10 protein-coding genes are annotated in these 12,071 nt (G+C 65.0%); 8 read left to right on the forward strand and 2 right to left on the reverse strand.

Annotated elements, in window-relative coordinates:
- Positions 1-185 precede the first annotated feature (185 nt).
- The 3 genes from AC3WJM_RS01025 to AC3WJM_RS01035 all read left to right on the forward strand — a co-directional run bounded on the left by AC3WJM_RS01025 (position 186) and on the right by AC3WJM_RS01035 (position 3,068).
- On the forward strand, positions 186-2,078 hold the full coding sequence (locus AC3WJM_RS01025; protein WP_492271025.1) for a transketolase: 1,893 nt from the start codon (positions 186-188) through the stop codon (positions 2,076-2,078).
- Positions 2,079-2,267: 189 nt separating this feature from the next.
- The gene (locus tag AC3WJM_RS01030) at positions 2,268-2,516 is read left to right on the forward strand and encodes a hypothetical protein (protein WP_148667615.1); all 249 of its coding nucleotides are present in this window, start codon (positions 2,268-2,270) and stop codon (positions 2,514-2,516) included.
- Positions 2,517-2,720: 204 nt separating this feature from the next.
- The gene (locus AC3WJM_RS01035; protein WP_284988155.1) at positions 2,721-3,068 is read left to right on the forward strand and encodes a YegP family protein; all 348 of its coding nucleotides are present in this window, start codon (positions 2,721-2,723) and stop codon (positions 3,066-3,068) included.
- A gap of 139 nt (positions 3,069-3,207) precedes the next feature.
- Here AC3WJM_RS01035 and ligD read toward each other — a convergent pair whose 3' ends face one another.
- Both ligD and ggt read right to left on the reverse strand, forming a co-directional pair.
- Complete coding sequence (gene ligD, locus AC3WJM_RS01040; RefSeq protein WP_306959734.1) at positions 3,208-4,230, reverse strand: non-homologous end-joining DNA ligase; 1,023 nt, start codon at positions 4,228-4,230, stop codon at positions 3,208-3,210.
- Between the two features lie 62 nt (positions 4,231-4,292).
- Positions 4,293-6,119: a gamma-glutamyltransferase gene (ggt, locus tag AC3WJM_RS01045; RefSeq protein WP_492271026.1), complete on the reverse strand. Its 1,827-nt coding sequence runs from the start codon at positions 6,117-6,119 to the stop codon at positions 4,293-4,295.
- A gap of 178 nt (positions 6,120-6,297) precedes the next feature.
- Between ggt and AC3WJM_RS01050 the strand changes: the two genes are divergently transcribed.
- From AC3WJM_RS01050 to AC3WJM_RS01070, 5 genes are read left to right on the forward strand one after another with little or no spacing between them, the layout of a single operon-like run.
- The gene (locus AC3WJM_RS01050) at positions 6,298-7,287 is read left to right on the forward strand and encodes a LacI family DNA-binding transcriptional regulator (protein WP_492271027.1); all 990 of its coding nucleotides are present in this window, start codon (positions 6,298-6,300) and stop codon (positions 7,285-7,287) included.
- A 2-nt stretch (positions 7,288-7,289) separates the two neighbouring features.
- Positions 7,290-8,270 (forward strand): 2-hydroxyacid dehydrogenase, encoded by a 981-nt coding sequence (locus tag AC3WJM_RS01055; protein WP_492271028.1) that lies wholly within the window; start codon positions 7,290-7,292, stop codon positions 8,268-8,270.
- Positions 8,267-9,484 carry a D-mannonate dehydratase ManD gene (manD, locus tag AC3WJM_RS01060; protein WP_492271029.1) on the forward strand — a complete coding sequence of 406 codons (1,218 nt, stop codon included), beginning with the start codon at positions 8,267-8,269 and terminating at the stop codon, positions 9,482-9,484. Before AC3WJM_RS01055 ends, manD begins: the two co-directional genes overlap by 4 nt.
- Before the next feature lie 3 nt (positions 9,485-9,487).
- On the forward strand, positions 9,488-11,011 hold the full coding sequence (locus tag AC3WJM_RS01065; protein ID WP_492259007.1) for a mannitol dehydrogenase family protein: 1,524 nt from the start codon (positions 9,488-9,490) through the stop codon (positions 11,009-11,011).
- Positions 11,008-12,060, forward strand: a complete 1,053-nt coding sequence (locus tag AC3WJM_RS01070; RefSeq protein WP_441437902.1) for an alcohol dehydrogenase catalytic domain-containing protein — start codon at positions 11,008-11,010, stop codon at positions 12,058-12,060. The genes AC3WJM_RS01065 and AC3WJM_RS01070 overlap by 4 nt, the downstream gene beginning before the upstream one ends.
- Positions 12,061-12,071 lie beyond the last annotated feature (11 nt).

The following is a 12,071-nucleotide window of genomic DNA, read 5'->3' on the forward strand; positions in this document are numbered from 1 at the left end:
GACCCCGCCCGGGAACCCCCGAGCCGGTTCCGCTGCCCGAGCCGGGGCCTTCCCCTGTCCCCGAGCCGGGCCCGGACCTTCCCTTCCCGCCCTCGCGGCCCTTGGGAGAGCCGCCCCTGACGATCTTGTAGGCCGGACACGTAGGACAGGCCACCCGCTCGGAGCGTATGAAAGGCAACTGAGAGATGTCAAAAGACCCAGAATTGCGGCCGGCACCGATGCAAACGGAAGACATGGACTCCCTTCGGGCCCTGGCTACGCAATTGCGTGTGGACTCCATCAGGTGCAGCACCAACGCCGGTTCGGGTCATCCCACGTCGTCGCTGTCGGCCGCGGACCTCATGGCGGTCCTCCTCACGCGGCACCTTCGCTACGACTGGGAACAGCCGGCGTTGCCGAACAACGACCACCTCATTTTCTCCAAGGGACATGCTTCACCCCTGCTGTATTCCATGTATCGGGCTGTGGGCGTCGTCGAGGAAGATGAGCTGCTGAATACCTACCGTCAGTTCGGTGCCCGGCTTCAAGGACACCCGACGCCGGTGCTGCCTTGGGTGGATGTGGCGACCGGCTCGCTGGGACAAGGGCTGCCGATCGCCGTCGGGGTGAGCCTCGCAGGACGGTACCTGGACAAGCTTCCCTTCCATACATGGGTGTTGTGCGGCGATAGCGAACTAGCTGAAGGGTCCATGTGGGAGGCAGTGGACAAGGCGGCGTACTACGAGCTCGGCAACCTCACCGCCGTCGTGGACGTCAACCGGCTTGGCCAGGACGGCCCCACAGAACTTCAGTGGAACATGGACGCCTACGCCCGGCGGGTCGAAGCGTTCGGAGCCCAGGCCCTCATCATCGACGGCCATGACCTCTCCCAGATAGACGATGCACTGAGCAGGGCCACGAGCGATCCCGATAAGCCGACGGTCATTCTGGCCAAGACGATCAAGGGCAAAGGGGTACCTGAGATCGAAGACCAGAACGGCTGGCACGGCAAGGCGCTCCCGGCAGACATGGCCGAGAAAGCCATAGCGGCCCTTGGAGGGCCAAGCAGCGTCCGCGTGACCACCTGTCCTCCGGAACCCGGCACTCCAGCAATCACGCCGGGCACTCACGTTTCCGTCACGCTCCCGGATTGGAAGGTCGGCGACAAAGTGGCGACCAGGGCCGCCTTTGGGGCCGCCGTGTCCGCGCTGGCGGCCCGCCCCGAAGTGGTGGTCCTCGACGGCGAAGTGGGGAATTCGACCCATGCACGGGACTTCGAGGAAGTGGCCCCTGAGCGGTATTTTGAAGTTTTCATTGCCGAGCAGCAACTCGTGGCCGCCGCCATCGGCCTCTCAGTCCGCGGATACGTGGCCTTCGCCTCAAGTTTCGCGGCTTTCCTGGTTTCGCGGCCATTCGACTTTATCCGCATGGCCGGAGTCTCGGAGGTGGACATCCGACTCGTCGGCACGCATGCCGGCGTTGAAATCGGGCAAGACGGTCCCTCGCAGATGGCCCTGGAGGACATTGCCGCCATGCGGGCGGTGCACACTTCCACGGTGCTCTATCCGGCTGACGCTCCGTCCACAGCGCAGCTCGTGAGCGCCATGGCGGACACACCCGGAATCTCCTACCTGCGCGCCACCCGGGGCGCCTATCCCGTGATTTACGGTCCGGACGAACAGTTCCCCCTTGGCGGAAGCAAGGTCCACGGTGCCGGCCCCGATGACCAGGTGGCGCTCATCGGCGCCGGCGTCACACTCCACGAATGCCTCGCTGCCGCCGAGCAGCTGGCCGAGTCGGGGATCAGAGCGCGCGTCATCGACCTCTACTCCGTCAAGCCGATCGACGTCGACACCTTGCGCCGGACGTGCCTCGAAACAGATGGCCGGATTGTTGTCGCCGAAGACCACTACGCCCAAGGCGGCCTCGGCTCGGCTGTCCTCGAAGCGCTTGCGAGCGCCAACACGCCCAAACTCCATATCGCGCTTCTCGCCGTGAGGGAACTTCCTGGTTCCGGTGAGCCCAAGGACTTGCTCAACGCAGCGGGCATTTCGGCACGCCACATTGCCGCCGCCGCCCGCGACCTCGTCATGGACTGAAAAGCAACGGCCCGACGGCGGAACGGCGCCGCCGTCGGGTCCGCGTCACAAACCGTCGTTTCCAAGCCATATTCGTCGTTCTGAGCATTTAGCGGTGAACAACCCGGGCGCCCTCATTACTATCTAGTGGATGGGGGCGAATTCCGGACCTAACTGGGAGTTGCCGGGATGAAATATCAGGAGCTGGCAGTGTCGGAACCTTTGGAGTCTGAAGACCCGCTCGTCGAGCCGGAACCGGTTCTGGTTCCCGGTGACGACCGCGACACCCTGGCCGCCCTGCGTGAGCAGGCGCAGGAAATCATCGACGAAGTCCTCGGCGGAACCGAACCGAGTGGCGAACACCTCCGTGCAAAACTGAGGTCCAGCATTGCGCGCCACCCCGGATTTCCGGAACTGGCGCTGCTCGAGCACCTGATGAACCGGGCAAGTGGCAGCTGACCCGCCCCGGGGTTGCACACGTTTTACACAGGATTTACTCACGCGGTCTTGTTAGCCTCAACGCAGTCAGAACAGACTGAATATCACGTGAAAGACGATTCACGGTGGTTGTTCAACCAGAGCAGCGGACGGGAATGCAGCGATGCTCCGACCCGCTCGTAGTGAAGTCGCTACCGAGCAGGGACCGCAGACCGGGAGGTAGCAGTGGCTGGTATATTCGAAGTGTTTCTTGACGGGGAGTCCTTCTTCAGGTTCCGCCTCAAATCACCTGACGGGGCGGTCATCGCTGTTTCGACGCCGTTCGAGGACAAGCCCGCAGTTGTTGCCGGCATCGCCGCTGCGCGGGAGTGTGCCGGCATGGGGCTGGTCACCGACCTTTGCCCCGTGGCAAGCGTGCGTGAACCGGCCGTGACTGTGCGTCCGAGCGCGGTCCCCCACCGTGCGGCTCCCCCGGCATGCGACGAACCGCGCACGGCGTCCGACGGATTCCGCACCCGCGCCAAGGAACTCCGGCACGCGGCAAGCGCGCCAAGATGGACCGGCGCGGCGTAAGAGCTCGACAAGGTCAAGACCGACGGCGCACTGGGGGACTCACCTGGGTCTCAGCAGGCAAGATGCGCCGCCGGCCGTTTTGGTCCAGCCCTCATTCTTCCACTCATTGCCTGCCGGGGCCACCTTCCCGGGCTGTCTTTCAGTCGTGCTTGCGCGCTCGGCTCGGCTGCACACGCGGCGGTTCGCCCGGCATCTTCGGGTAGTCAGGCGGGAACGGCATTTCCCCAAGCCCTGCATCGAGATCGCGTTCCCACCATTGAAGCAGGACGTCGATTTTGCCGGCTTTGGAGTTCATGTCACCCCAAGGGTCCCCCACCGATTTCAACCTGCCAGGCACCGTGAGGATGGTGAAGCCTTTCGGGTCCGCCGATTCAAGTTCGTCCCACGTGATTGGACAAGAGACCGGAGCGTGGGCGAGCGCCCTCGGACTGTACGCGCCTGCTATGGTCCGGTCACGATTGGCTTGGTTGAAATCGACGAACACCCTTTCACCACGTTCTTCCTTCCACCAGGCCGTGGTCACCTTGTCCGGCATTCGGCGCTCGAGCTCCCGGGCGGCTGCAATCACGGCATGCCGTACGTCCAAGAACTCATGCGAAGGCTCGATCGGGGCATAGACGTGGAGCCCACGGTTTCCGGAGGTCTTGATGAAAGTGGTCAATCCGGCCTCCGCGAGTACGTCTTTCAGCGCAAGGGCTGCGGGAATCGCGTCGTCGAAATCCGTTCCAGGCTGCGGGTCCAGGTCGATCCGCAGCTGGTCAGGGTTGTCCGTGTTTTCGACCCGCGAGGGCCAAGGGTGAAAGACCACTGTGTTCATTTGGACGGCCCACACTGCAGCTGCCGGCTCATCGAGCACCAATTGGGGATGCGAGCGCGCACTCGGATAAACAACCTTCACGGACCGGATAAACTCCGGTGTTCCTTTCGGCGGATTCTTGGAGAAGAACTGATCGCCGTCGATGTTGTCCGAAAAGCGCTGCAGCGAGACCGGCCGGCCGCCGTTTGCGGAGATGAATGCTTCCCCGACCTCAACGATATAGCGCGCCAGATCCAGCTTGGTCAGGCCGATCTCGGGCCAAAGGACCCGGCTAGGACTGGAGATCCGTATGTCGCGAGGACCGTTCGGCCCGTCAACGGTGAGGGTGGTTGCTTCGGTAGCCATGGGGACAAGCTACCCCGGCCCCACCCCCGGTGTCAGCAGCCTGAATGGATTCCGCATTCGTCTCACGGCGATGGTTTCAGCACCATCGCCGAGCCGCCGCCTCGTCTGACCGGCTCGGCGGCAGCGATCATGAGCCCGCCGGGCCTGAACTCGATCGCGGTTGCGGCACCGATCTCCGCCGCCGAGGTGAATGCGTCGCCGGATGGCGTGAACTGGTGGCCATATGGTGTGAGTTGGCTACCGTACGCCGTGATGAACTCCGGTTCGGCCGTGACCTTTGCCGTGTTCCGTTGGGAGGCACGCGGTGCGGCGATCGCGTCGGAAATGCTCATGCCCAGGTCCACCCTGTTCAAGATGGTTTGCAGCACGGTTGTGATGATCGTCGATCCGCCGGGCGAGCCGAGAGCGAGGAACGGCTTGCCATCCTTGAGGATGATGGTCGGGGACATCGACGAGCGTGGGCGCTTGCCGGGATCGATTCGGTTGGGGTCGCTCGCGCTGTAGACGGCCGAGAAATCGGTCATCTCGTTGTTGAGCAGGAATCCGCGTCCCGGTACCACGATGCCTGATCCGCCGGTCTGCTCGATGGTGAGCGTGTATTCGACCACGTTCCCCCACTTGTCCGCGACCGTCATGTTGGTCGTCGAGATGTTCTCTGTGTCCTTCTCATCGGCGAGCGCGGCACCGGAAGCCGGGCACACGCCGTCGTACCCGGTCACATCCCCCGGCACGACGGGCTTCGTAGCCGCGTGCAGCGGGTCGATCTGGCAGGCGCGTTCCTTGCCGAAGATCGGGTCGGTGAGCGCTTCCGTAGGCACATCGACGAAGGCAGGGTCCCCAACGTACTTTCCACGGTCCGCGAACGCGAGCGCGCTCGCCTCGAGGTAGTGATGCAGGGCGGCGGGTTTGGACATCTCCGAAAGGTTGACCGTGTCCAGGATGTTGAGCGCCTCGCCTACCGTCGTGCCCCCGCTGCTCGACGGCGCCATGCCGTAGACATCGAGGCCGCGGTAGTCGACGTGGGTGGGCGCTTGGTCCAGGGGCTTGTAGGCGGCGAGGTCGGCTGTGGTCATGTGCCCCACCGGGATGGGCAGCGTGGTGGTGGCAGTCTTCGGCGGGGCCTGGACTGTGGCCGCGATCTCGGCTGCCAGCGGGCCGCCGTAGAAGGCGCTGATGCCCTGCTTCGCGAGGAGCCGATAAGTCGCGGCGAGGTCGTGGTTCTGGAAGACGCTGCCGACGGCGGGTGCGTCGCCTCCTGGGAGGAACAGCTTGCTTGTGGAGCTGAACGCCCCGAAACGGAGCTTGTTGTCGAGTGTCTGTTGGCGGAAGGTTTGGTCAACGACGAAGCCCCGGCTCGCAACCTTGATGGCCGGCTGGAGGGCATCTCCAAGGCTTAAAGTACCCCAACGCTCCAGAGCGCGCTCCCAGGTTGCCGCTGTTCCGGGGACACCGACTGAAACGCCACTGGTAACGAGCTCGGGAGTGAAGTTGTACGGCTTCCCCGTGGCGGGATCGATGAACGCGTCATGCAGCATCGCCTCCGGCGCGGTCTCGCGCCCGTCGATGGTGCCGATCTTGCCGGTCTTCGCGTTGTAGAACACGAAGTAGCCGCCACCACCGATCCCGGCACTGTACGGTTCGGTCACGCCTAGCGTCGCGGCGGCGGCGACGGCGGCGTCCGCCGCGTTGCCGCCTTTGCGGAGGACCTCGATGGCGGCAGCGGATGCTTCAGGGTCTACGGTGCTGACCGCGCCGCCGTATCCGGTGGCGGTGGCGGTCTTTTCAGTCTGCCGTGGTTCGGCAGAGGCGGGGTTGGCGAGGGCCCCGCTCGTCACGCTCAGCGCGAGTACTGCCGTCATGGTGGCCAGTCGAAGTTTGCGATGTGACATGGTCGCTCCTCAATTGGTGGTGCGAGGTGGGTGGGGCCACCCTACTCCGGAGCTACGCGACGCTCAACGGATCCAGGCAAGCCGGCAGTCGCAACAACTTTGTGCAAGTCATTGACAAACTTGTACAAGTCTTTCCATACTTGCAGGACAAGGTTTCAACGAAGCAACTGGAGGACAGATGTCGGCAAAACTCACGGATGTCGCAAAGCTGGCGGGGGTCTCCCTGGCAACTGCGTCGCGGGCGTTCGGGGATCCCGGCCGGCTGGCAGCCGAAACGCGGCAGAAGGTCATGGCCGCTGCCGAGCAGTTGGGTTACGACGTGCCCGGAGTGACGGGCAGCCGGACGTTCGGCGTCATCGTCCCCGACATTTCAAATGCGGTGTTCGCCGCCCTCATCAAAGCCATCCAGGACCAGGCATGGCATGGCCGCCACCGGATGGTCCTCGCCGACACCTCCGAGTCCTCCTCGCGGGAACAGGCACATCTCGAATCCTTCGCGACGGGCGTGGATGGGATCATCCTTTGCTCGCCCCGCCTGCCTTCCGAGCAGATTCACAATCTCGCCGGTAGCGCGCCGCTGGTGGTCATCAATGGCGAGGCCGAGCACGCCGCGCGGGTGCTCATGGAGGCCGGCGAGGGAATCCGCCAAGCCGTCGAGCATCTCTATGCACTCGGCCACCGCAAGCTCGCCTATATCCCCGGACCCGCGTCGTCGTGGGCCAACGGCCAACGCCGTGCAGCGATCACCCGCTTCTGCGCCGATTGGGGCATCGAGCTTGTGACCGTGGGGAACCAGAATGCGACGGTCGACGGCGGATTGGCCGCGGCGGCGTCGGTGGTCGCCAGCGGTGCCACCGCTGTTATTGCCTACAACGACCTGATCGCCATCGGCATGCTCGCCGGCGCCCGTACCCTTGGCTACCACTGCCCGGAGGACATCAGCGTTGTCGGCATCGACGACCTCGACATTGCCGCCGCGGCAGAGCCGGGGCTCACCTCCATCCGCGTACCCATTGACCGAAGCGGCGCCCTCAGCCTTGAGCTCCTCCTGGAGCAGATGGCAGGAAAGCCGACAGCAACTGAAGCCGTGCACCTCAGTTCACAACTCATCGTGCGTGGCTCCACTTTTGCCGCGCGCACCGCAGAGCAAGCCCTCCAGGGAAAGTAACCATGAGAATCGTCATCGCAGACCCCAACCTGATGCCCCACCGCTCCACTTTCGAAACCGCGCTCCCCGAGGGCGCCCTTGCCTCCTGGCACGACAGCTGGAGCGAGCATGCGGTGCTCACCGACCTCAAAGATGCCGACGTCTACGTCGGGCCACGTTTCACCGAAGCCATGGGCTCGGCCGCGGGCAACTTGCGCCTGGTCCACGTGGGCGGTGCCGGATACGACGGTATCGACGCGTCCGCACTGCCCGCAGGGGCGGTGTGCGCGAACACCTTCCACCACGAAAGCTCCATTGCCGAACACATCGCCGCGGTTTTGGTGGCCCTCCGTCGCAACCTGATCGGTCAAGACGCGGCGCTTCGGAGCGGTGTCTGGTCTTCGTCCGTTTACTCCTCCGAAATCCGCCAGCCGGAAACACTGCGCGGCGCTGTGGTGACATTCCTCGGGTTCGGGCACATCGGCGGAGCGGCATGGTCGCTCCTCAAGGCCTTCGGCGCCGAAGGCATCGCCATCACCCGCAGCGGAAGCGTCGACGCACACGCCAACGCCTTGCGGTGGGCAGGCACCACTGAACGCCTCGGCGAGGCACTGAGCGAATCGGACATCCTCGTGGTCAGCATTCCGCTCACGGAGCAAACCACCGGCATAGTGGGCGCGGCCGAACTCGACGATCTCGGCCCGGACGGGTTGCTCGTCAACATTGCCCGCGGACCGGTCGTCGCCGAAGCCGCCCTCTACGAAGCCCTGAAAGACCGGCGGATCGCGGGCGCTGCGATTGATGTCTGGTACCAATACCCGGGCACTGACGGCCGCAGCGACCCTTCCACCCTGCCGTTCGGCCGGCTGGACAACGTCATCATGACCCCGCACTCCTCCGGCGTCACTGCGGAGACCTTCCGCAGCCGTGCACTCGAGATTGCCGAAAACATCACCCGCCTTTCCACGAACCAGCCGCTGAAGAATGTAGTGATTTCCCGATGACCCGAAAAATCGTCGACGTCGACGTCCTGGTAACCAGCCCCAGCCGCAACTTCGTCACCCTCAAGATCACCACCGACGACGGCATCGTCGGATGGGGTGACGCGACACTGAACGGCCGCGAACTGTCCGTCGCGAGCTACCTGCGCGATCACCTGGCGCCGGCCCTGCTGGGCAGGGACGCGGACCGCATCGAAGACACCTGGCAATACTTTTACAAAGGTGCATACTGGCGCCGCGGGCCGGTGACCATGGCCGCGATCGGCGCCATCGACCTCGCCCTCTGGGACATCAAAGGCAAGGCCCTCGGGGTTCCGGTCTACCAACTCCTGGGCGGCGCGGCCCGCGACAAGATCCTCACGTACACGCACGCCACCGGCTGGGACCTTCCGGAGTTGCTGGACTCGATAGACCAACGCCGCGAGCAGGGCTTCCGCGCCGTCCGTGCCCAGTCCGGCGTCCCCGGCCTCGACAAGGTTTATGGCGTCACCAAGGGTGCCGCGAGTTATGAACCGGCCGGACGCGGTGCCGGTCCAGTCGAAGAAGACTGGGACACCTCTGCCTACCTGCGCCACGCCCCGAAGATCCTCTCCGCAGTCCGTGAGCACGTCGGTCCCGAGCTAAAGCTCCTCCACGACGTCCACCACCGGCTCAACCCCACCGAAGCCGCCCGCTTGGCCCGCTCTTTGGAAGACGTGGACCTGTTCTGGCTCGAGGACGTCACCCCCGCCGAGAACCAGCGGTTGCTCCGTACGCTGCGTCAGCAGACCACCATTCCCTTGGCCATCGGCGAAGTCTTCAACACCGTCTGGGACGCCGAGTTGCTCATCACTGAACGGCTCATCGACTACATCCGCACCGCCGTCGTGCATGCCGGAGGCATCTCCCACGTACGCAAGATCCTGGCTCTCGCCGAGGTCTACCAGATCAAGGGCGCACCCCACGGCCCGTCCGACGTCTCCCCCGTCAACCTGTCGGCTTCGCTGCACCTCGGCCTGGCCACCAGCAACTTCGCCATCCAGGAGTACATGGGGTACGACCCCTTGGTCTCGGAGGTGTTCCAATCGAGCTTCCGCTTCGAGGACGGCTACCTGCACCCGGGTGACGAGCCAGGCCTGGGCGTCCATGTGGATGAACATGCCGCTGCACGCTTCCCCTACACGCAGGCTTTCCTGCCCATCGCGCGGGAGCTCGACGGCTCCATGAAGGACTGGTGACCCATGGCCACGCCAATCCTGCCGCCGCTGAACGCGGGAACACCAGGAATCCTGCGGCGAACTGCCGCCCCGGCTCCCGGCATCGTGCACCTCGGTTTCGGAAACTTCCACCGCGCACACCAGGCCGTGTACACGGAAGCCGCCATAGGCTCCCGCGGCGGCGACTGGGGAATCATCGGAGTTTCCAGCCGTTCCTCGGCCATTACCGACGCCATGCACGCCCAGGACATGCTCTACACCGTGGTGGAAATCTCACCCGAGGGATCGAAGTTCTCGACCCCTCGCGTGCACACAGATGCCTTCGTCGCGGCACAGGAACCGCAGCGCGTGGTGGCCGTCATCGGTGCCGAGACCACGCGCATCGTGTCCCTGACGGTCACGGAAAACGGCTACACCTACAGCCCGGCAACAGGCTCGCTGAACGTTTCCGACCCTGACGTGCAGCACGATCTCGCCAACGGCGCTGCCCCCCGCACCCCGATCGGGCAGATCGTCCGCGGACTTCAGCAGCGGGCACGAACCCACGGTAAACCAGTGACGGTCCTCAGTTGCGACAACCTGGCGGACAACGGGCACCACACCCAACGGCTCGTCCGCGAATTTGCCTCATTGCTCCCGGCCGGCGAGGCCGCCGAGGCGCTGCAATGGATCGATGCGAACGTCACCTTTCCGTCATCCATGGTGGACCGGATCGTGCCCGCCACGACGGACCGCTACCGTAGCCTCGTCGCCGAACAACTCGGCTATGCGGACCAGATCCCCGTGCCGGCAGAGCCATTCACCATGTGGATCCTGGAGGACGACTTCATAGCCGGCCGCCCTGCTTGGGAGGCCGGAGGTGCGATCTTCACGGACGACGTCGCAGGCTACGAGCAGCTCAAGGTCAGGCTCTTGAACGGCACCCATTCCCTGATCGCGTACCTCGGAGCGCTGTCCGGAGCGGCCACCATTCCCGATGCTGCTGGCATCGACTACATCGAAGCCGCCGCCCGCCGGGTCCTCCGCGACGAGTACCTGCCAAGCGTCACTGTGCCAGGGGCCGTCGACGTCGACGCCTACGAGGAGCAACTCTTCCTGCGTTGGCGCAATTCGGCATTGGGGCACCGGACCAGCCAGGTAGGCAGCGACGGATCCGTCAAACTCCGCCAGCGGATCCCGATTCCCGCCTTGGAAATGCTCGACGCCGGGGCCATGCCCCACTACCTCGCCCTCACCGTCGCCGCGTATCTCTCATGCATCGCACCTCTTCGAGGATTCGACCCCGGCAACCACGCCAACGCGATGCAGGACCCCGCCCGCGGGACACTCCAGGACCTCGCAGAGCGATCCAGCTCCGGGCGGGACCTCGCGGCGAAGGTACTCGGCGAACACCATCTCCTAGGTGACGAACTCGCGACCCGCGAAAGCTTCGTCCGGCGCACAGGCGAGCTGATCGACATCATCCACCGGCAAGGTCCCCTCGCCGCCGCAAACGCTGCCGCCGAGTCAACGTCACTACTTCCCGCACAGACCCGGAGCATCCGATGACCACCCAAACAGTCCGCCGCGCTGACGGAACCTCCCTGCCGCTGACCACGGAAGCCGCAGTGCTCCACGGCGCAGGCGAACTCCGGATCGAAGAGAAACCCCTCAAAGCCATGGGGCCGAAAGATGTCATCGTTGAAATGCGTTCGGGCGGCATCTGCGGCTCGGACATGCACTACTTCGCCGACGGCCGCAACGGCACCAATGTCCTCCGGCAGCCCACTGTCCTCGGCCATGAGGGAGCCGGCGTCGTCATTGCGGCCGGTGAAGCTGCAAGCATTGCCGCGGGCACCGCCGTCGTGATTGAACCGGCGCTCCCGTGCCGGAATTGCCCAACCTGCCTCTCCGGACGCTACAACCTCTGCCCGGCGGGGACCTGCTTCGGCTCCCCGCCCACGGACGGTCTCTTCGCCCGCCACGTGGTGGTGCCCGACGCCGCCCTCCACGAGCTCCCGGCCAACATCCCGGCCGAGATCGGGGCAGCGATCGAGCCCCTCGCCGTCGCCGTTTGGGCGGTTGAACGCGCCCAGGTGCGGGCCGGGCACCGGGTGCTCATCACAGGCGCCGGGCCGATCGGCCTGCTCGTGGCGCAAGTGGCGGCCTGCCGCGGCGCGTCGGAGATCGTCGTGACCGACGTCAACGACGACCGTCTGGCTGTTGCTGCCCGGTTCGGCGCCACCCGGACCATCAACACGTCGGTGACGGCCTTGGACCTGAAAGACATGGATCGCCTGATCGAATGCTCCGGCAACACCCGCGCGCTGGCTGACGGAATCCTGACACTTGCCCCTGCCGCCCGGGCAACCGTCGTCGGCCAGGCCCGCCCCACCGTCGACGGGATCCCGCTCGGCTTCCTCCAACGCTTCGAAATCGACTTGGTGACCGCGTTCCGGTACGCCAACGCGTTCCCGACGGCGATTCAGCTCGCTTCATCGGGGGCTGTGGACCTCCGGTCCATCATCACCTCCACGTTTGACCTCGCGAACGCCGCGGCCGCACTCACGGCGCCCGTGAGCGACCCCACCAACCTCAAAGTCCTCATCACCTACTGACTCGGCCCACG

It is taken from the genome of Arthrobacter sp. FW306-1B-G06A (genome assembly GCF_058781765.1).